Annotated in this window: 21 protein-coding genes; 16 read left to right on the plus strand and 5 right to left on the minus strand. The window is 39.4% G+C overall.

Annotated features, from left to right (window positions below):
* Window positions 1–2 precede the first annotated feature (2 nt).
* From aroE to lptD, 3 genes are read left to right on the plus strand one after another with little or no spacing between them, the layout of a single operon-like run.
* A complete protein-coding gene (gene aroE, locus PARA_RS02455) occupies window positions 3–821 on the plus strand; it encodes a shikimate dehydrogenase (protein ID WP_014064385.1) in 819 nt (272 codons plus the stop codon).
* The gene (locus tag PARA_RS02460; protein ID WP_014064386.1) at window positions 818–1,369 is read left to right on the plus strand and encodes a DNA-3-methyladenine glycosylase I; all 552 of its coding nucleotides are present in this window, start codon (window positions 818–820) and stop codon (window positions 1,367–1,369) included. Before aroE ends, PARA_RS02460 begins: the two co-directional genes overlap by 4 nt.
* Window positions 1,370–1,415: 46 nt before the next feature.
* Window positions 1,416–3,758, plus strand: coding sequence for an LPS assembly protein LptD (gene lptD / locus PARA_RS02465; RefSeq protein WP_014064387.1), 2,343 nt, complete (start codon window positions 1,416–1,418; stop codon window positions 3,756–3,758).
* A gap of 84 nt (window positions 3,759–3,842) precedes the next feature.
* Here the strand turns inward: lptD and xerC are convergent, their stop codons facing one another.
* Window positions 3,843–4,730 carry a tyrosine recombinase XerC gene (xerC, locus tag PARA_RS02470; protein ID WP_014064388.1) on the minus strand — a complete coding sequence of 296 codons (888 nt, stop codon included), beginning with the start codon at window positions 4,728–4,730 and terminating at the stop codon, window positions 3,843–3,845.
* On the minus strand, window positions 4,730–5,164 hold the full coding sequence (locus PARA_RS02475) for a GNAT family N-acetyltransferase (protein ID WP_014064389.1): 435 nt from the start codon (window positions 5,162–5,164) through the stop codon (window positions 4,730–4,732). Before PARA_RS02475 ends, xerC begins: the two co-directional genes overlap by 1 nt.
* 199 nt (window positions 5,165–5,363) lie before the next feature.
* Between PARA_RS02475 and tpiA the strand changes: the two genes are divergently transcribed.
* A complete protein-coding gene (gene tpiA / locus PARA_RS02480; protein WP_014064390.1) occupies window positions 5,364–6,155 on the plus strand; it encodes a triose-phosphate isomerase in 792 nt (263 codons plus the stop codon).
* 71 nt (window positions 6,156–6,226) lie between these two features.
* On the opposite strand, the gene PARA_RS02485 is transcribed toward tpiA, so the two are convergent.
* Window positions 6,227–6,856, minus strand: coding sequence for a response regulator (locus tag PARA_RS02485; protein ID WP_041918205.1), 630 nt, complete (start codon window positions 6,854–6,856; stop codon window positions 6,227–6,229).
* 178 nt (window positions 6,857–7,034) lie between these two features.
* The gene (locus PARA_RS02490; protein WP_014064392.1) at window positions 7,035–9,539 is read right to left on the minus strand and encodes a class I adenylate cyclase; all 2,505 of its coding nucleotides are present in this window, start codon (window positions 9,537–9,539) and stop codon (window positions 7,035–7,037) included.
* 136 nt (window positions 9,540–9,675) lie between these two features.
* On the opposite strand from PARA_RS02490, the gene hemC reads away from it, so the two are divergent.
* From hemC to PARA_RS02535, 9 genes are all read left to right on the plus strand, one after another.
* Complete coding sequence (hemC, locus tag PARA_RS02495; RefSeq protein ID WP_014064393.1) at window positions 9,676–10,608, plus strand: hydroxymethylbilane synthase; 933 nt, start codon at window positions 9,676–9,678, stop codon at window positions 10,606–10,608.
* 9 nt (window positions 10,609–10,617) lie between these two features.
* On the plus strand, window positions 10,618–11,382 hold the full coding sequence (locus PARA_RS02500; protein ID WP_014064394.1) for a uroporphyrinogen-III synthase: 765 nt from the start codon (window positions 10,618–10,620) through the stop codon (window positions 11,380–11,382).
* A 9-nt stretch (window positions 11,383–11,391) separates the two neighbouring features.
* Complete coding sequence (locus PARA_RS02505; RefSeq protein ID WP_014064395.1) at window positions 11,392–12,690, plus strand: uroporphyrinogen-III C-methyltransferase; 1,299 nt, start codon at window positions 11,392–11,394, stop codon at window positions 12,688–12,690.
* A gap of 9 nt (window positions 12,691–12,699) precedes the next feature.
* Complete coding sequence (locus PARA_RS02510; protein WP_014064396.1) at window positions 12,700–13,986, plus strand: heme biosynthesis protein HemY; 1,287 nt, start codon at window positions 12,700–12,702, stop codon at window positions 13,984–13,986.
* Between the two features lie 173 nt (window positions 13,987–14,159).
* A complete protein-coding gene (locus PARA_RS02515; protein ID WP_014064397.1) occupies window positions 14,160–14,819 on the plus strand; it encodes an amino acid ABC transporter permease in 660 nt (219 codons plus the stop codon).
* Entirely contained in the window at window positions 14,809–15,477 is a 669-nt protein-coding gene (locus PARA_RS02520; protein WP_014064398.1) for an amino acid ABC transporter permease, read from the plus strand. The genes PARA_RS02515 and PARA_RS02520 overlap by 11 nt, the downstream gene beginning before the upstream one ends.
* An 18-nt stretch (window positions 15,478–15,495) precedes the next feature.
* On the plus strand, window positions 15,496–16,260 hold the full coding sequence (locus PARA_RS02525) for an amino acid ABC transporter ATP-binding protein (RefSeq protein WP_014064399.1): 765 nt from the start codon (window positions 15,496–15,498) through the stop codon (window positions 16,258–16,260).
* The gene (locus PARA_RS02530) at window positions 16,244–17,101 is read left to right on the plus strand and encodes a cysteine ABC transporter substrate-binding protein (RefSeq protein ID WP_014064400.1); all 858 of its coding nucleotides are present in this window, start codon (window positions 16,244–16,246) and stop codon (window positions 17,099–17,101) included. Before PARA_RS02525 ends, PARA_RS02530 begins: the two co-directional genes overlap by 17 nt.
* Before the next feature lie 223 nt (window positions 17,102–17,324).
* A complete protein-coding gene (locus PARA_RS02535; protein WP_014064401.1) occupies window positions 17,325–18,437 on the plus strand; it encodes an ABC transporter substrate-binding protein in 1,113 nt (370 codons plus the stop codon).
* 68 nt (window positions 18,438–18,505) lie between these two features.
* Here the strand turns inward: PARA_RS02535 and PARA_RS02540 are convergent, their stop codons facing one another.
* Window positions 18,506–18,904, minus strand: coding sequence for a pyrimidine dimer DNA glycosylase/endonuclease V (locus PARA_RS02540; protein ID WP_014064402.1), 399 nt, complete (start codon window positions 18,902–18,904; stop codon window positions 18,506–18,508).
* Window positions 18,905–19,125: 221 nt separating this feature from the next.
* On the opposite strand from PARA_RS02540, the gene PARA_RS02545 reads away from it, so the two are divergent.
* The 3 genes from PARA_RS02545 (at window position 19,126) to PARA_RS02555 (ending at window position 21,151) form a co-directional block, all read left to right on the plus strand.
* Window positions 19,126–19,533 (plus strand): hypothetical protein, encoded by a 408-nt coding sequence (locus tag PARA_RS02545; protein WP_014064403.1) that lies wholly within the window; start codon window positions 19,126–19,128, stop codon window positions 19,531–19,533.
* Window positions 19,534–19,620: 87 nt separating this feature from the next.
* Entirely contained in the window at window positions 19,621–20,061 is a 441-nt protein-coding gene (locus PARA_RS02550; RefSeq protein ID WP_014064404.1) for a DUF6636 domain-containing protein, read from the plus strand.
* 91 nt (window positions 20,062–20,152) lie between these two features.
* Window positions 20,153–21,151, plus strand: a complete 999-nt coding sequence (locus tag PARA_RS02555) for a DUF4424 family protein (protein ID WP_014064405.1) — start codon at window positions 20,153–20,155, stop codon at window positions 21,149–21,151.
* Window positions 21,152–21,214: the final 63 nt, after the last annotated feature.

Consider the following 21,214-nt stretch of genomic DNA (forward strand, 5'->3'; position numbering starts at 1 on the left):
ACATGCAGCACTATGCCGTTTGGGGCAATCCGATAGCCCAAAGTAAATCCCCGTTGATTCATAGCTTATTTGCCAAGCAAACCCAGCAAACGATGGAATATGTTGCCAAATTAGGTGACCTTGAGGATTTTGAGCAGCAATTGCAGGCCTTTTTTGCTGAAGGGGCACAAGGTTGCAATATCACCGCACCATTTAAAGAGCGCGCCTATGCGCTCGCCGAAGAACATAGCGAACGGGCGAAACTGGCAGAAGCCTGCAACACACTAAAAAAATTATCTAACGGTAAACTCTATGCGGACAATACCGATGGCATTGGTTTAGTGACGGATTTACAACGCTTAGGTTGGATTCAGCCACAACAACGCATTTTAATTTTAGGTGCCGGCGGGGCAACCAAAGGAGTATTACTGCCTTTATTGGAAGCACAACAGCAGATTGTCTTGGCTAACCGTACCCTAGAAAAAGCGCAACAACTGGCAGATAAGTTCAAGCCTTACGGCACAATTGAAGCTGTCGCGATGGATGCGATCCCCGTACAAACCTATGACTTGGTGATCAATGCAACTTCGGCAGGATTAAGTGGGTATACCGCCGCTGTTGATGGATCAATCTTATCGTTGTCCCGCGCCTGTTATGACATGCAATATGCCAAAGGTAGTGACACGCCTTTTATTGCCTACTGCAAATCCTTAGGTCTGAATAATGTCAGCGATGGTTTTGGTATGTTGGTGGCGCAAGCGGCTCATTCATTCCATTTGTGGCGCGGGGTGATGCCTGATTTTATCGCAATCTATGAACAACTCAAAAAGGATATGGCATGAGTACAAGATGCCCTTGGGTGGGCGAACTTCCGATTTATATCGACTACCACGATAAAGAATGGGGTAAGCCACAATTTGACAGTCAAAAGCTGTTTGAGAAAATCTGTTTAGAAGGGCAACAGGCGGGGCTTTCCTGGATTACTGTATTGAAAAAACGTGAAGCCTATCGGGCTGCATTCCATCAATTTGATCCTGCCAAAATCGCGCAAATGACCGAACAAGATATTGATCGCTGTATGGAAAATGTCGGACTTATTCGCCATCGGGCAAAACTGGAAGCCATCGTGAAAAATGCCAAAGCCTATTTAGCTATGGAAAAGTGTGGTGAAAATTTCAGTGATTTTGTGTGGTCGTTCGTGAATCATCAACCGATTATCAATGATGTACCCGATATTTCTGTGGTACCCGCCAGAACTGAAACCTCAAAAGCAATGTCAAAAGCGTTGAAAAAGCGTGGTTTTGTTTTTGTTGGGGAAACGACATGCTATGCCTTTATGCAATCGGTGGGATTAGTCAACGACCATACAAATAACTGTTGTTGTAAATGATGTTCCAGTATAATCCCCCTAATTTCATCTGAATAAGAGCTGAATTATGAATAAAAAATATACCTTAATTTCAATCTCAATTCTGACCGCACTTTATAGTCAACAAAGTTTGGCAGATCTGCATGCTCAATGTTTACTTGGTGTGCCTCATTTTACTGGTGAGGTCGTGAAAGGAGATGTCAATAATTTGCCGGTTTATATTGAAGCAGATAAAGCAGAGATTAATCAGCCAACTCAAGCGATTTATCAAGGCAATGTGGATTTGAAACAAGGAAACCGCCATTTAGTTGGTAATTCAGTTGAAGTTAAACAAACAGGTGAAGGCAAACAAGTTCAACGTTGGGCTTATTTACGTGGTGGATTTGATTATAAAGACAACCAAATCAATCTATTAGGTAATGATGCGAGTTTTAATTTAGATAGCAAAAATGGTAATGTAACCGATGCAGACTACCAACTTGTAGGACGTCAAGGCCGCGGTAAAGCACAAGAAATTGAGTTAGGTGATGATTACCGCTTAATGAAAAACGCGACATTTACCTCTTGTTTACCCGATGATAATGCTTGGGCGGTAGATGCCTCTGAGATTCGTCAGCACATCAAAGAAGAATATGCCGAATTTTGGCATGCGCGTTTTAAAGTATTAGGTGTGCCGGTATTCTATACCCCTTATCTGCAATTACCGATTGGTGATCGTCGTCGTTCAGGTTTATTAATGCCAACAGTCGGTCACTCTAGTCGAGATGGTTATTGGTATAAACAACCGATTTATTGGAATATTGCACCAAATTACGATGTGACGATTGCACCAAAATATATGTCACGCCGTGGCTGGCAATTAAATAGTGAGTTTCGTTATTTAACACCGGTTGGTGAAGGTAAACTTGCAGGCGAATATTTGGGGCGTGATCGCTACGATGAATACATCAGTGATAACCGTAAACGTCATTTATTCTATTGGAATCACAGTTCTTCTTTTCTTGAAAACTGGCGTTTAAACGTTGATTACACCAAAGTCAGTGATAAACAATATTTCACCGATTTTGATTCTGATTATGGTGACAGTACTGATGGTTATGCGAATCAATATGCACGTATTGCGTACTATCAACCAAACTATAATGTAGCCATTTCCGCACGTCAGTTCCAAATCTTTGACGAAGTGGATATCGGTCCTTACCGAGCCATGCCACAAATCGATTTCAATTATTATAGAAATGATTTAGCAAATGGTTGGTTAGATTTTAAATTATTCTCACAAGCCGCACGTTTTGATAATGACAGCGCATTAATGCCAACGGCTTGGCGTTTCCATACTGAGCCGAGTTTGACGACAGTAATGTCAAATAAATACGGAAACTTGAACATTGAAACCAAACTTTATGCAACGCATTATAATCAGAAGAAAGGGTCTTCTTCTGCGGCGGAAGAAGTGCAAAAATCGGTGAATCGTGTATTACCGCAATTAAAAGTGGATTTGCAAACTGTTTTAGCCACCAACAAAACTTTATTTGATGGCTATACACAAACACTGGAACCACACGCACAATACTTATATCGACCATATAAGGATCAAAGCAATATTGGCTCTAAGTTAGTTAATGACTATCTTGGCTTTGGTTATGATTCTGCTTTAGTTCAGCAAGATTATTATTCATTATTCCGCGATCGTCGTTATAGTGGTTTAGACCGTATTTCATCTGCTAACCAGATAACGCTTGGTGGTACAACTCGTCTTTATGATAAAAATGCCGATGAGCGTTTTAACTTCTCTGCAGGGCAAATTTATTATTTAACCGCCTCCAGAATTGATGATAATCCAAGTAATCGTACACCAAAATCCTCTTCTTCTTGGGCGTTGGAATCTAACTGGAAAATTAGTAATAAATGGAATTGGCGCGGTAGCTACCAATATGATACGTTGCTAGATAAAGCATCATTAGCAAATAGCAGTTTAGAATTTAATCCGATGAAGAACAATCTGATTCAGTTAAATTATCGTTACGCAAGTAAAGAGTATATCAACCAAAACTTGGGAGCTTCCGCAAACCGTTACCAACAAGATATTAAACAGGTCGGTGTCGTAGCAGCATGGGAAGTCTCGGATAACTGGGCGCTTGTCGGAAAATACTATCAAGACATTGCGTTGAAAAAGCCAGTTGAGCAATATGTGGGTGTTCAATATAACTCGTGTTGTTGGTCTGTTGGCGTAGGAGCAAGACGTTATGTAACGAGTCGACAAAATCAACGTGACGATCAAGTGATTTATGACAACAGCATTGGTGTCACCTTTGAATTACGCGGCTTGGGTGAAAATGACCACCAAAGTGGTATCGAAGACATGCTGAAGAAAGGTAAACTGCCTTATATTCAAGCATTTAGCTTATAGTTAAATGAATAAAGGCTACCGAAAGGTAGCCTTTTTGTTTATAGGTGCGGTTAAAAAAGATGACGATTTTTGACCGCACTTTGCTTATTTTTTTCGTTTTGCTCGAGGATGGGCTTGATCATACACTTCCGCAAGATGTTGGAAATTTAAATGCGTATAAATTTGCGTGGTGGATAAATTACTGTGCCCTAAAAGTTCTTGAACGGCACGCAAATCTGAACTCGCTTCCAACATGTGAGTGGCAAACGAGTGACGCAGTTTATGCGGATTGAGATGGCTGTTTAATCCTTGTCGAATGCCCCAGGTTTCCATTCGTTTTTGAATAGAGCGATGAGTAAGGCGATTTCCCTGTTGGCTAACAAAAAGGGCGTCATCCTTTGGATTAAATAAAGGGCGTACTTTTAACCATTGCTGAATTGCATGAGAAGCATAGCGTCCAAAAGGCACAATACGTTCTTTGTTTCCTTTACCAATCACTCTGACTTCACGTACACGCGTGTTAATGCTATTAAGGTTTAATCCTTGTAATTCAGATAAGCGAAGCCCTGAGCTATACATCAATTCCATCATCGCACGATCACGCAAATCAATCGGATCTTTGCTGTCATTTGAAAGTAATTTTTGGACCTGTTCAGCATCAATATTTTTCGGTAAATGCTTGCCTTGTTTCGGCGCTGAGATGCCTGTTGCTGGATTCACTTTCATTTGCCCTTGTTGCACAAGATAGCTGAAAAACTGACGAAGGGCAGACAAACGTAATGCCAAGCTCTTTTCTTTTAAACCTTGCTTTCGACTTTCCGCCAAAATAAGACGAACCACACTTGGATTCACTTGCTGCCAGTGTTGAATGCCTTTTTCTGCTAGAATCGCTAAAATCGCATCCAGTTGATGTTGATAATTGGTGAGAGTATGTGGGCTTACTTGTCGTTCAATTCGCAAGTAATCCCAATATTGATTGAGGAGTGTATGCATTAGAGAGTTAATTCAAACAAACTTTTTTTCGTGTTTAGCTTAAATCCTTCGCGTTCTAAAATGTTCTGTTGCGCTTGGCTTAATTCCGCTACTAAACGGTTAGATTGTGTATAACGGACAAACTCTTTTGCTTTAGAAATAAGGGCTGCATAAATCTCGGCTTGATGTTTATCTTCTTTGACAAAAATATCGGTTAATTGCCAATAGCGTTGTAATTGCAAAGAGGATAAGCGAGGATAAAGTTGAACAAAACCAATCGCTTGTGCATTTTCGTTTACGGCAACAAAAAACATGCTTTCATTAAAACGTATACGATTTGTTAGAAAGGTTAAAGTGCGGTCAGGATTTTCACTCATTCCGTTGGCAAGTCGATAGGCTTCAAAGAGTGGAGCAAGCACGTCTATATTCCATTGTTCGGCTTTGAAAATTTTCATTGTTACCAGACCTATTTTCCGTTTATTTATAAAATTGTTTATTTTTTATCGGTTCCGTACAGTAGATTGTAGCTTTTTAGCACAAAATAATCATCATTTACCCAAAAAAATTTTCAAAATGTGATTTTGCACAAAGAAATCTGCCCAAAGTTTGGTATAGTAAACACACTTTTTATTTATTCAATATGGAGAAACAAAAATGGCACGTCGTCCTTTAGTGATGGGTAACTGGAAATTAAACGGTTCCAAAGCGTTCACCAAAGAATTAATCGAAGGATTAAAAGCAGAATTACATGATGTAACAGGTTGTGATGTGGCAATTGCCCCACCAGTTATGTATTTAGGTACGGCTGAAGCGGCACTTTCCGGTTGTGGTTGCAGCTGTGGCGGTAAAAGTGTGATTCAGTTAGGTGCACAAAACGTAGATATCAATGTGAAAGGTGCATTTACCGGTGATATTTCTAGCGAAATGTTAAAAGATTTTGGTGCAAAATACATCATTATCGGTCACTCTGAGCGTCGTACTTACCACAAAGAAAGCGATGAATTCGTAGCGAAAAAATTTGGTGTATTAAAAGAAGCAGGTTTAGTACCAGTATTATGTATTGGTGAAACTGAAGCTGAAAACGAAGCGGGCAAAACTGAAGAAGTATGTGCGCGTCAAATTGATGCAGTCATCAATGCATTAGGTGTAGAAGCATTTAATGGTGCAGTGATTGCTTACGAACCAATTTGGGCAATCGGCACGGGCAAATCAGCAACTCCAGCGCAAGCACAAGCTGTTCACGCATTTATCCGTGGCCACATCGCAGCAAAATCACAAGCTGTAGCAGATCAAGTGATCATTCAATACGGTGGTTCAGTAAATGATGCTAACGCAGCAGAATTATTCACTCAACCGGATATCGATGGTGCATTAGTGGGCGGTGCTTCACTTAAAGCGCCTGCATTTGCAGTAATTGTGAAAGCAGCGGAAGCAGCGAAAAACTAATTTTTCTTGCTTTAAAAGAAATAAAAAGTGCGGTCAAAATTGACCGCACTTTTTTATATTCTAAATTTGACCTATCGACCATTTCGCTCAAAGAACAAGACAGTTGCCGCAACGCGTGAATGCACGTTGAGTTTACGAAGTAAGTTACGAATATGCACTTTAACCGTTTCTTCAGAAATAAAAAGCTGGCCTGCAATTTGTTTATTCGATAAACCTGTTGCGATTAAACGTAATACATCCATTTCACGATCAGTGAGTGAATCCATTGGATCAACGGTATGTTTGCGTTCTAAAAGAAGATTTTTAATTGAATCACTTAAAATCACTTCACCTTGTGCAATACGTTTAATTTGCTCAAGTAACACATCAGGTTCAGTGTCTTTTAATAAATAGCCATCTGCGCCAGAATCAATCAAAGTGAAAATATCATTTTTCGCATCAGATACGGTTAAGATCAAAATTCGTGCATCAACACCTTCTGCACGCAATCCTTTAAGGGTATCTAAACCAGAAAGACCTTTCATATTAAGATCTAAAATAATTAAATCCGGGGATTCTTGAATCGCAATGGAAATGCCTTCTGTACCGCTTCCTACATCAGCGACAACTTCAAAATTCTCTTCTAATTCAACTAATTGTTTGATACCACGACGCATTAATGGATGGTCGTCGATAATTAATACTTTTAACTTTTCTTGCATAATATTCTCCAAGAGATAAGCGGACACCATTCTATTGCCTGAAGGCAAAACATCCACTGCCTTAGATTACTTTTCAATAGATTTTTGACCGTGGGATTCTATCGGGATTTTGCCCATCTTCCAATGCATATTTACAGATAAACTTGATTTATCTCAAACAATGCTTGTTTTGATTTAGCTATTCGCAAGTCCTTTTGCTTTTAAATTTGAACGGCATAATACGCATGCCGCTTTCAGTTGAGTGCAATTGATAAAATTGCGGATAATTAAAATTCCGTTGCACCATTTTATACGGATTTTCACAATCATTTGAACCAAGCGATTGATAAATACGATTTATTTCGCGTACTTTATCATCTTTTGAACCTTCACATTGACGATAAATTTCAAGACGATTCTTCTCATCTAACAAATAAACGTTAAAGCTATTATCGGCATTATCTTCAAAGAAGAATTGTAAAAAACCTTCACTGGCAAACAAATCAATTTCAGGTGGATACCGACGTGCTTCTGGGATAATCTCTTTCTCTTCCAACTGGGTTGGTAAAACGTCTTCAAAATTGTCCGCACTTTCTTTTCCGCCTTCAATAGGTTGCAAACTGATCCCTTTTTCTTCAAAGAAGAATTGCCAGTTTTTCCCTGCTACACGCAGACGAGAATGGGTTGTTGGGCGACTATCCCCTAATTGAATGCTGATACAACGGTTTACGAGTACACTCACCAAGTTTCGCAATGTGCGGTTGTAATGTTTACTGTAACAGAAAACCTGCACAGAACGAGGCTGATTCACCCCTTGATCAATTTTATTAGAAAGCACTTTTAAGGCAAGCAAAATCGCATTTTGTCCTTCAAAATGTAAGGTTCGAATTTCATTCCACACATTACGGTAAGTGAAATCAATGCTTCCTACCAAACTCTGTTCTAACTGACCAAAACTGAATAAATCACTTGGCGAAATATTGGATTTAAGCTCTTCGACTTGTGCGGTTGGGTCATTCACCAAATTCACCGCAATAAACAAATCACGGATTTCGCACTGCGAAGAAAGTGCCTCATTTGTCGGAACTTGGCTATTTGTATGCGGAAAAAACAACCGCAAATCAGCCACAAAATTACGTAAAGTAAGTTGGTCGATATTTTGGCTGATTAAGTGCAAATGGGTTTCAGCCGTCAACAAGCGATTAAAATAAGCCCACGCAACCACTTTATTTAAACTTTCGCCATATTCAATCACGCGTTCTTTCGAGAACATAATGTGGTGCGGCGGCTGATTTACCATATACCACCCATCTTTAAAGCGCTTATTGCCGTGAACTTCGATGAACGTGAGGTGTTCTTCTGTTAAGTTATAGGAAATTTGTGAATTTAGTAACGTAATTTTACCCGGCAATTCTTCAAAGGCAGTATAAAGTTTGCGAGAAAGCACCGTGATATCTTGTGGAATTACGCTAGAGTTAATTTTATGTTTACGCGCAAAATCCACTAGATTTCGATAACTCATCATCAAGAAATTCACCAAATTATTGTGACTTTCTTTCACCCGTTTAATTTTCCAATTTGGACGCTGATCTAATTCTTCAATACGTTCTTTTGACCAACCCCATTCTTGGGCCATCATTTTCATATAAGAAATACGCCAGTTTGAGGCGTGATATAACGCAAAGTCTTCTGTGGCTTTCACATAAAAACAAGAACGTACAAAATCAAGACGCTTAAATTCTGAATGTGCGGTCAAATATTGGCTAATTCTCTCTAAAATCGCAATATAAGGATCGAAATGATGTATAGCCGTACTGTGACCAGAAAGCAAATCCTCTTTAAATTGGCGAGCAATTAACTGGGCATTTGGGTATTCTTGGGCATAGGTTTCCAACAACAAGATTTTCATCACCGATTTATAAGGAGAATCAATACCTTTATAAAGTTGCCATAAGCTTGCACCAAAATATTCGCTTGCAGAGAATTGCCCTAATCCGCCAAAATCAACCCAATCATTTAAATTAAGCTCACCAGCCGCGACTAAACGCGCAACTTCGGCCTCATATTGCTTTTCATCTTCCACCCACAAGTGCAGCCACAACAATGGTTTACCCGCAAGGCGTACAGCGGAGCGATAAAATTCTTCCAGTAACAGCATATATTGGGCAGAACCACTGTTTTCTTTAGTTAGTGGATCGGAATAACGTTCGTTACGGAAACGTTGTTGTGTCATCAAATAGAAATGCATTTCCACATGATATGTGGATGCCCATTGGCTAATTTTCTTCGTTTTTTCCGCTAAGCGCTGCTGTTCTTGTTCAGATAAATCATCTTGATGGCAGATCCAAATATCCAAATCCGAAGCTGAAGTTTGGCTAATGGAGCCAAAACTCCCCATCACATAAATACCTAAGATCGGTGTGAAAACAGCATCAGAATTGACCGCACTTTGCACATCTTCGACAAGTTCGGGATGTTCTTTTGAGAGAAAATTTTGCTGATAATTGGAAAGGATAAAATCGGCAATGCCTGTAGGGGCATCTTCCACATAACCCGGCAGAGCTGGATGATTAAGATGCAACAACAGCGGCACCAAAGAGACGATGTGTCGGAATGCATCACCAGAGCCCAATAATGCACGATCAAAACGACGTTTATCTAGAGTTTCGATACATTTTCGGGCTTGAGTGAGATCGTATTTCAAGGCTTCCTACCTATGACCATATAACTGATATTACTGTACCACTTAGCTCATCAGAAATCAAAAATTTAAATGATCTGACTTTTTGCCCTAAAAATGGTAGCATAGACCATATTTCTATTTAAAATCAGCGGTATTTATGGCAGCACTTAAAACCTTAAAAATTGCGACCCGTCAAAGCCCTTTAGCGCTTTGGCAGGCGAATTTTGTAAAAGATCAATTAGAAAAATTCCACCCAACACTTTCTGTTGAATTAGTTCCGATGGTGACGAAAGGCGATGTAATCTTAGATTCCCCTTTGGCTAAAATTGGTGGAAAAGGCTTATTTGTTAAAGAGTTAGAAAACGCTTTACTTGAAAAACGTGCTGATATTGCCGTCCATTCAATGAAAGATGTGCCAATGGAATTTCCAGAAGGTTTAGGGTTAAGTGTGATCTGTAAACGTGAGGATCCGCGCGATGCTTTCGTGTCTAATACATACCGTTCATTAGATGAATTACCACAAGGTGCCATCGTTGGAACATCAAGCTTGCGTCGTCAATGCCAATTAAAACAATTACGCCCTGATCTTGATATCCGCTCCTTACGCGGCAATGTGGGAACCCGATTAAGTAAATTAGACAATAGCGAATACGATGCCATTATTTTAGCCTCAGCTGGCTTAATTCGTTTAGGGCTAGCGGAACGTATTGCCTCGTTTATTGAAGTGGAACAGTCGTTACCGGCTGCCGGACAAGGCGCGGTAGGCATTGAGTGCCGTGTTGATGATGAAGAAGTAAAAGCATTACTTGCTCCACTTTCAGATGCCACCACGACGACTTGTGTTTTGGCTGAGCGTGCAATGAATACTCGCTTACAAGGTGGCTGCCAAGTGCCAATCGGTGGCTATGCCATTGAGCAAAATGGCGAAATTTTCTTGCGTGCACTCGTCGGCGAAGCTGATGGCTCTGCGATTATTCGCGCGGAAGGTAAAAGTGCGGTTGAAAATGCCGAAGCATTAGGCGTGACCATTGCTGAACAGCTTCTAGCACAAGGCGCAGATAAGATTCTGACGAAGATTTACTCAGCATAGGAAATCACCATGGCCGTACTAGTCACTCGCCCAGATGAACGAGGAAAAGCCCTCGTTGATCAGCTGAATCAAGCCGGTGTGGTTGCCTTGCATTTGCCTTTGCTTTCTATTGAGGCGGGTGCTGAGTTGGCACAATTACCAACGAAACTTAATCAGCTAAAAAGTGGTGATTATGTGTTTTTGGTATCCAAAAGTGCGGTCGATTTTGCGGATAAAACCCTGAAAGATATTGGCTTTAGCTGGCGTCAAGATTTACAATACTTTACAGTTGGACATAGAACGGCACAGCATTTTTCCTGTCAAACTGAATGTACTGTTCGTTATCCAATCACGTCGGAAAATACTGAAGGCGTACTAAATTTACCGCAAATGGCAGAATTAACAGATAAAAACTTGTTAATTTTACGCGGCAACGGTGGACGAGAATTATTACGCGAACAGACCACACTACGCGGCGCAACTGTTGAGACAGTCGAATGTTACCAACGCACGCCGATTAGTTATAATAACGAAGAGCAAACCAGTATTTGTATTCGTTCTGGCGTGCAAACCCTTGTGGTAACAAGCCTTGAAATTTTGCAGGCGTTAATCGAATTTGTACCTGAAAATGAACAAAATTGGCTAAAAAATTGCTGTTTAGTCACGGTAAGTCAACGCATTGCGGATGTTGCAATACAACAAGGTTGGCATAATGTGGTGGTTTCCGCCGGTGCGGACAATCAAAGTTTACTTAATACCTTACTTCTTAATGAAGTAACTCCCCTTTCTCACTAAGGAAAAGATATGGCGAAAGAGAAATTAACCCCTGAAACGACAGATGAAATCCAAGAAACAGATGCAGTGGAAATTCAAACTGAAGATCGCGAGCCTGTTGCGCCACGTACACAAACCGTTGTGAAGAAAAGTGGTACTGGATTAAGTTTATTGGCTATTCTCATTGCACTTGGCGTGGGTGGTGCAGGTTATTATTTTGGCCAACAAAAAGTGGATGAATTCCAACAAAAATTGACCGCACTTGAAGCTCAAATCAATAATAAAACGGTGGTTTCAGCACCTGCTCAAGAAGTAAAATTTGATACTACACAGCTTGCTCAATTAGAGTCTGCGAATAAAGCAACGCAAAACAAAATTGCGCAAGTAGAAGAGCTAATCAATGCCAAATCACATGAGTTAGTTGGCTTACAATCACAAATCAATAAAGTGAGCGCTCAAGCTAATGCTCAACAACCTACTGATTGGTTATTCTCAGAAGCGGATTTCTTGCTCAACAATGCATTGCGTAAATTAGTGTTAGATAATGACGTGGATACAGCGGTTTCACTCTTAAAACTCGCTGATGAAACTCTTGCTAAAGTGAATAATTCACAATCTGCGGCTATTCGTAGCGCTATCAATCAAGATCTGAAACAACTTCTCTCCGTAGCTGGCGTTGATCAAAATGCGGTGATGCAAAAATTATCGCAATTAGCTAATACGGTTGATGAGTTACCTGTGTTAGATGTGAATTTTGGTGATGATCAAAATGCAACAAAATTATCAGATTCTCTGTCTGACTGGGCGGAAAACGCAGAAAAAAGTGCGACTTCCTTCTTGAATCACTTTATCCGTATTTCACCGAAACATGGTGCGGATCGCAAAGAATTATTGGCGCCAAACCAAGATATCTACTTGCGTGAAAATATTCGTTTACGCTTACAATTAGCGATTATGGCAGTGCCTCGTCAGCAAAATGAACTTTATAAACAATCTTTAGAAGCCGTTGCATCTTGGATTCGTAGCTATTTTGATACCAATGCTGAAGTGACTCAAAGTTTCTTAAAATCAGTGGATGAATTATCTGAAGTATCCATCTATGTGGATGTGCCAAGCCAATTACAAAGCTTAAGCATGCTTGATAAATACTTAAATCGTACACCTTTAGATGTGCAGAAAGTGGAAATTGAAGCAGAAAAAGCGGTTGATAATTCACCAAGAAAAGAAGACGTAAAACCGGCAACTGAAGCGAAAGCGGAAGAGCCAAAAGCTGAAGAAAAACCCGCTGAAGCACCAGCTGTACAACCGGCAACTGAACCCCAACAATAAGGATAGATAATGTTTAGAGTTCTCTTTTTAATGATCGCCTTACTTGCCGGATTAATTGCAGGGCCTTACCTATCCGGTCAGCAAGGTTATGTCAGAGTTGAAACGGCAAACACCGTATATGAAATGTCACTCACCACATTAGTGATTCTCTTTGTGGTCACGCTTGCAGTGATTTATTCGTTAGAGTGGTTGGTGACCCGTTTCTTCCGTTTAAGTAGCAATACCTATAACTGGTTCTCTCGCCGTAAACGTGTGAAAGCACAGCGTCAAACCCTTGAAGGCTTGATGAAGATGAATGAAGGCGATTATGCCAAAGCAGAAAAACTGATTGGTAAAAATGCGAAACATTCTGCAGAGCCAGTATTAAATCTGATTAAAGCGGCTGAAGCTGCACAGCAACGCGGTGATGAATTCAGCGCAAACCGTTATTTAATTGAGGCGACTGAACTTGCAGGTTCAGATAACCTAGTTGTCGAAATTGCTCGCACCCGTATTTTATTACAACAAAATAAATTACCGGCTGCGCGCAGTTCCGTTGACAGTTTGCTTGAAATGTCAGATCGCAACAAAGAAGTATTAAAACTTGCTGCTGAAATTTATAGCCGCTCCAAAGCTTATCAAGCTTTAGATGAAATCTTAGATTTAATCGAAGGTTCAGGCTTATTCTCAGCAGAAGAATTTAAAGCGCTTCAACAAGAAACAGAAAATGGCTTGTTAGATGAAAAAATGAATGAAGAAGGCGTTGAAGGTCTGCTTGCATGGTGGGAAGCTCAACCACGCCGTCGTCGCAATGACTTAGAGTTAAAAACAGCTTTAATTCAGCGTTTAATTGATTGTAACGATCATGAGTCAGCTTATGAATTCACGCTTGAAATCATGAAAAAATTGGGTGATAACACCCCAATTAGTCCTGAACTTTGCACGCAAATCACTCGTTTACAAGCAGAAGATAACAGCAAACTGCTCAAACTAGTGGAAAAACGTGCAAAACGTGCGGATGAAAGCCAACGTTGTTGTCTCAATCGTGCATTAGGCTATCTTTATGTGCGTAATAATGACTTCGCTAAAGCAGCAGAAGCATTTAAAGAAGTTACTGCTTGCCCAACCCAGCTCCAACCAAATGATGTCATGATGGCCTCTTATGTGTTCGAACAAGCTGGCGACAAAGTGGCAGCGGAAAAAATTCGTCAGGACAGTTTAAAATCAGCCATGTCTATTCAAGACAAACCGGCTGAAATACAAAATGAACCAAAAACAGAAGAAGAACCAACCGCACTTATTGCGAAACGTGATTAAAATAAACAACGACGGGGCTGAATAAAGCCCCGTTTTTTAATTCCCCACCGCCACTTATTTTATTTAAAACCCATTTCTTATTACATTTCTTTATAAGTAATAAATTTCCATTCTTTTCTCACCGATTAAAAATTTTTTACTATATCGCCACACAAACGATTAAATCATGAAAAATGAATTGGGATTATATTTTAAGTGTCACACCACGTTTTATTCATGCCACGCTGATGACGCTTCATCTCGCCTTTTGGGGCATTTTATTGTCGCTGGTGATTGGTGTGATTTGTGCGGTGATTACCACCTACAAAGTCAAATCATTAACTTGGCTAGTAAAAGGCTATATTGAGCTTTCTCGTAATACGCCTTTATTAATTCAAGTATTTTTTCTCTATTTTGGGCTGTCTAAAATTGGCCTGAAATTAGATGGTTTTACTTGCGGCATTATCGGCCTGGCATTTTTAGGTGGAAGCTATATGGCAGAAGCCTTTCGTGGTGGTTTGGAAGCGGTATCAAAAGGACAAATTGAATCAGCCTTAAGTATCGGCCTAACTCCTTATCAAGCTTTTCGCTATGTCATTTTCCCACAAGCCTTTGCGATTGCTACCCCTGCAATTGGCGCAAATTGTTTGTTCTTAATGAAAGAAACCTCAGTGATCAGCGCTGTCGCCGTCGCTGAACTCATGTTTGTAGCGAAAGAAGTCATCGGGCTCGATTACAAAACCAATGAGGCCTTATTTTTATTAGTGGTGTTTTATTTGATCATTCTCTTACCGATGTCTCTGTTCATCGGTCATTTAGAACGCCGTACTCGGAGAGCAAAATATGGGGCTTGAGTTATTATTCCAAGGTAGCAACATTGAACGCTTGCTCAACGGTTTATGGGTGACGGCTGAGATTGCGTTTGTTTCTGTCTTCTTCGCTTGTATTTTAGGTGTGATTTTTGGCGTAATCATGACGAGCAGAAACCCAATTATCAATACCATTTGCCGCTTTTATTTAGAATTTGTACGCATCATTCCATTATTAGCGTTACTTTTTCTCGCTTATTTCGGTTTAGCAAAGTGGTTTGATATTCACTTAGATGGCATCTCTGTATGTATTTTGGTGTTTATTTTCTGGGGAACGGCAGAAATGGGGGATTTAGTGCGTGGCGCATTAACTTCCATTGAAAAACATCAAGTGGAATCAGCCTACGCTTTAGGTTTAACGCCGTTTCAAACCTTTGTGTATATTTTACTGCCACAAAGTTTAAAACGTGTGACACCAAGTGCTATTAACCTCTTTACCCGCATGGTAAAAACCAGTTCTTTAGCGATGTTAATCGGTGTAGTAGAAGTCATTAAAGTCGGTCAACAAATTATCGAGCATTCATTATTTAGTAATCAATCGGCGGCGCTTTGGATTTACGGTGTCATCTTCGGCTTATATTTTGTGATTTGTTACCCGCTATCCTTATTTTCCCGTTATTTAGAAACCCGTTGGGAAAGTTAATTGTAATTAGGAAAACACATGGCGTTATTAGAAATTAAAAACCTCGTCAAAAATTACGGTGATGTAGAAGCCCTCAAAGGCATCAATCTTTCTATAGAGAAAGGCGAAGTGGTCGTTATTTTAGGTCCATCAGGTTGTGGTAAAAGTACTTTTTTACGCTGCCTAAATGGACTAGAAGAAATAAAGCACGGTCAGATTTTGCTGCAAAATGCAGGCGAATTAGGCAAAGACATTCCTTGGGTCAAAGCGCGTCAACGCATTGGGATGGTATTCCAAAGTTATGAACTCTTCGCTCATTTATCAGTGATTGACAATATTTTACTCGGCCCTTTAAAAGTACAAAAACGCGATCGTGCAGAAGCTGAAAAACAAGCCGATGAGTTACTTAAACGCGTAGGTTTATATGACCGAAAAAATGCCTATCCACGTGAACTATCCGGTGGACAAAAACAGCGAATTGCCATTGTACGTTCACTTTGCATGAACCCTGAAATTATTCTGTTCGATGAAGTGACCGCAGCCCTTGACCCTGAAATGGTACGTGAAGTACTTGATGTGATCTTAGGTCTTGCCAAAGATGGCATGACGATGCTCATCGTTACCCATGAAATGAATTTTGCCCGTCAAGTGGCTAATCGCATCGTGTTTATGGATAAAGGGCAAATTATTGAACAAGCAAAACCGGAAGATTTCTTCACGAATCCAACCACGGATCGTGCGAAAACATTCTTAAATATCTTAAATTATGAACCGAGAGGGACAAACTATGAAGAAAACATTTAAAACATTGACCGCACTTTTCGCTACTGCCACCTTAGCATTTGGCTTAACCGCATGTAATGATAAAGAACCCGCTAAAGACGGGGCAAAAACAGTTTCAAGCCTTGAGCAAATACAAAAAGATGGCAAAGTGCGCATTGGTGTATTTAGCGATAAACCACCATTTGGTTATGTAGATGCGCAAGGCAAAAGCCAAGGCTTTGATGTTGAAATTGGTAAAGCGATCGGTAAAGATTTATTAGGTGATGAAAACAAAGTGGAATTTGTTTTAGTGGATGCCGCAAACCGTGCTGAATACTTACTTTCTAAGAAAGTTGATATTATTCTCGCCAACTTTACTGTAACCCCAGCACGTAAAGAAGTGGTGGATTTTGCGAATCCATACATGAAAGTAGCACTCGGTGTCGTCTCAAAAGATGGTTCTGTGATTACTGACCTTGAACAATTAAAAGGCAAAACTTTAATCGTAGATAAAGGTACTACTGCTGATATTTTCTTCACCAAAAACTATCCAGATGTGAAGTTATTAAAATTCGAACAAAATACAGAAACCTTTGAAGCCTTACGTGATGGTCGTGGTGATGCATTATCTAATGACAATACCTTCTTATTCGCTTGGGCAAAACAAAATCCAGGTTATACCGTAGGCGTAAAAAACTTTGGTGATCAAGATGTTATTGCACCAGCTGTTCGCAAAGATGCACCTGAATTGTTAAATTGGTTAAACAACGAAATCCAAACCTTAGGCAAAGATGGTCGTTTAAAACAAGCTTACGAAAAAACCTTATTGCCAGTTTATGGTGATACTGTCAGCGAAAGCGATATCGTGGTTGAATATAAATAATTCTCCCACATTCACTTCTCCTTTAGTCCAACTCAAGGAGAAGTGAAAACTTACTAAGTTTTGACCGCACTTCCAATTTTAAATGCGAAATATGTTTTTTCTAGATATATGCCTATTTTACCCTTCAACAGCATTTCTTGTATTATCACTTTATAACATCTAAACTTGATAATAATTCTTATTTATGGTAATGTTCTGATGTTTTATTCAGACAGGAGTTTATATGCAAAAAAAATCAACAATTCGTTTAATTTTGGCCGTTCTATTACTGACTTTTGGTATCACTACTCAAGCAGAAATAAAAACAATCAAAGATGTATTAGGACGAGAAGTTAACGTTGATGTGCCCGTAAAAAATGCCGTGTTAGGCTTTTACTATCCTGATTACATTGCTGTTACGGGTGTTGAAAATTTTAAATATGTTAAAGGTATCTCACGTGAATTTTGGGAAAAATTTAATCCAGGAAGTTGGGCATTGTTTTCTGAAAAAATCCCTGAACTCAAAAATATTGCTGATATTGGTAATGTAAATACAGGAACTTTCTCAACCGAAAAAACCTTGGCATTAAAACCTGATGTATTGATTCTTGCAGAATGGCAATATCAAACTATTGGTTCCGAACTACCAAAGTTAGAACAAGCTGGCGTTCCAATTATTGTTGTCGATTTTAATGCTCAAAGTGTAGAACGACACACCCAAAGCGCAAAGATTTTTGGGCAACTTGCAGGTACCGAAGAACGAGCAAATAAAATTGCAGATGAATATGCTCAAGGCATTACTGATATTCAAAAACGTGTAAAAGAGGCTAACCTACCTAAACCTAAAATCTATGTAGAATTTGGCAATAAAGGTCCTAGTGAATATAGCTTTACCTTTGGTAAAAATATGTGGGGTGCTATTGCTGAAACTGTTGGCGGGAATAACGTAAGCGCGCCTTTTGTCGAAAATTGGGGACCAATTAATCCAGAACAACTTCTTGCCGCACAACCTGAAGTGATCATGATTTCTGGCACAGAAATGGGGCATGAAACTAACGATGAAATGATGGCGATGGGAATAAACATCAATGAACAGGATGCACAAAAACGCCTAAAAGGTTTCTTAACCCGTGCAGGGTGGCAAGATTTACCTGCAGTTAAAAACCACCGTGTTTACGGTATTTATCATACGGCTTCTCGCTCACTAAGTGATCTAGCAGCCGCTCAATTTATGGCAAAAGCACTTTACCCAAAACTTTTTGAAGACATAGACCCACAAAAAACCTTTATGGATTTCCATAAAAACTATTTGCCTATCATACCTAGTGGTACGTTTTTTATTAAATTGAAAGATTAAACAATTCATAAGGTGAGCGATGCTCACCTTTTTTATATTCTCACTGCCTTTCATAAGTGAAAACTCCTTTATTTTTGACCGCTCTTTGAAAGATGCGGTGTAAATCTCGCCTTTAATGGCATTCGTTCCTGAATACGTTCCCGATTAATCTGCAATGCAGCTTCTGTAGCTTCATAGTCTAACCATAAACTTGGGTCATCGGGTAATGTTTCATTCCAAATATACTGCACGTTAAATCCGCGCGCTTTACATTCCGCATGCAATGCATCATACCGTTTCTTTAAAAATGACAATTTATTAAAGAAAAAACGTACATGCCCTTCCCCCAACTTATATTCTGCAGGCTGTCCTTTTAAGTGATATTTACCTTTCGCCACGGCGTTAGGAATACGGGTTAATTCACGATGTTCAGCTAAAAGATGTTGATCACAAAGCTCCTCAGGCGGAACAAGATTAATTCGAGTCATAAGTCATACCAAAGAAAAAGAAACATAGTACGGGGCGTAAAGGTATTTGTCTATTATTTGCCTATCTCTTTAAGAAATATCCTAGTATTTTAGAAAAACATTTATCTGAGCATTTTAATAAAGTATTGATCTATTCTAAATAAACAGTATGATCGTCTTCATATTAACGATTTATTATGGTCCACAAAAGCAATATTTCCCTACTTTTGAGATATTCCAATATGAAATTTTTACTTTTTTTAACGCATTTCATCGTCTTGTTATTTAGTGCTTATTTCTTGTTCAACTTTGGCGTGCGTTGGGTGCAAGTCATTGGTTATAATTTAGCATTCAACGAGCCTGTGGCTAATAGTCTACATCATTCTATTAATATCTATTTTAAACTTATTGCCATTACCACTTTTAGCTATCTCTTTTTTGCTATTTTTCAACGTTTTTATCGTCGCTTTGCGATGTTACTATGGATGGCGGAAGCTGGAGTATTCGGGAAATATTTATTTAATTTGAATGGGCTACAAGGCACCAATTATGATGGCATATTCCAAACCTCATCGGTTTATATTTATTTTTTATGCCCATTATTGTTAAGTTTATTATCCTACCTTTATTGTAAGAAACAAAACAAGTAAACTCATAACCTAGCAATTCAAAAGGGGTTGCAAGCGGTTAAATTTTGTAGGCATTTTACCAATCTCTCCATTCAATAAGGATTCATCATGAAAAAATTATTTGTATTCGCTTTATGTACGTTCTCTATTTCTAGCTTTGCCTTAACCCCGCAAATAGAAACAGCATCAAACTCAGACTCTTTCATCAGTTTCCGCACGGCTAATGACGCTATTTATTGCTCTGGCGACCTTCCTGGTCTAAACCCCCAAGTTGAATGTGTTACTAAAATTAAAGGAAAACCGATTTTACCGCGTCCGAAAGATTGTGAATTCGAATGGGGCGAGCTATTTTCTGTTGGCGCGACAGGAAAGGCTTCACTTGTTTGTGCAAGTGATACCCCCGCTGTACCAGACTCACCAATCTTAAAAGAGGGCGAAACAATTAAAGGCAAAGGCTGGCAATGCACTGCTTCGGGCGATTCATTAACTTGTTCAAATAAAGAAAAACACGGTTTTAAAATTAGCCAAGCAAAACAAAAATTGTTTTAGCTTGCAGCGTATTTGAAAAATACACAATACGTTAATTGCCTTACTACAAGAGCGGTCAAATTTTTCTCACTTTTTACAAGGAACACCAATCATGAAAAAGTCTCTTCTCTTAACGATTCTTTGTCTTCCATTTATGGCTCAAGCCAACGACAGTACGGGAACAGTCTCTACTGGTGGTGTGGAATATATTAAAAATGAGCATATTGCGATGCAAAAAGAAAACCTATTTATCAGCCAAGATAAAATTAAGGTGGAATATGAATATCGCAATCTGACCGATAAAGACATTACTGAGACGGTGCTATTCCCATTACCGGAAGTGATGCTGCACGATTACGGTGATTTTGCCGACACCCAAAGTTTAATCAATTCTTTTAAGATTTATGCGAATGGCAAAGAAATCAAACCGACAACTCATGTACGCGCGTTCTTTTACGAAACCAAAAATGCAGATGATGCAGAGAAAAGAGAATTGGTTTCTCACGATGTCACGGACATTCTTCGTGCCTGTGGTTTAACTGAAGAAGAGTTAATGGAGCCTTGGTTGCGTAAATCTGATTCTGCAGATAAGAAAATCTTGAAATGTCAGGACCCACGTCTTGCCAAATTCGCATACAAAGACTCTGAGGATAGCGAAGATATCACTTGGGGTGGACAAATCATTTATAGCTGGCAACAAACCTTTAAAGCTAATTCGATTACTCAAATTCAGCACGAATATGTCCCTCTTTTAGGATCTGGCATGGGGCTTCATGATCTCGTGGATTATAAAAAGTTTGCCGATACTTTTTGTATTGATCCATCATTTAAAAAATCAGTAAAAGCAAAATCTAATCAAGGGATATACTACCGTGAGCTAGGTTATATTCTCAAAACTGGAGCAAACTGGGCAAAACCTATTGCGGATTTTACGCTTACCATTGAAAGACCCAAAGATCAGATTGTTTCTTTCTGCTGGAAAGGTAAAGGCGAAGTGAAAAAAGTACTGCAAAATGACAAAGTTGTGCAATATCAAGTAAAAGAAAAAGACTTCTTACCACAGCATGATTTAGATGTGCTATATGGTATAGATGCAAAGTTTTTTAACTAAAAGCTTGCTTAGTAATATGCTTTTACAATAAAGAGAAGATAAACCTCACAAAATTTTTCACAA

It is taken from the genome of Haemophilus parainfluenzae T3T1, assembly GCF_000210895.1.
GTDB classification, from domain to species: Bacteria; Pseudomonadota; Gammaproteobacteria; order Enterobacterales; family Pasteurellaceae; genus Haemophilus_D; species Haemophilus_D parainfluenzae_A.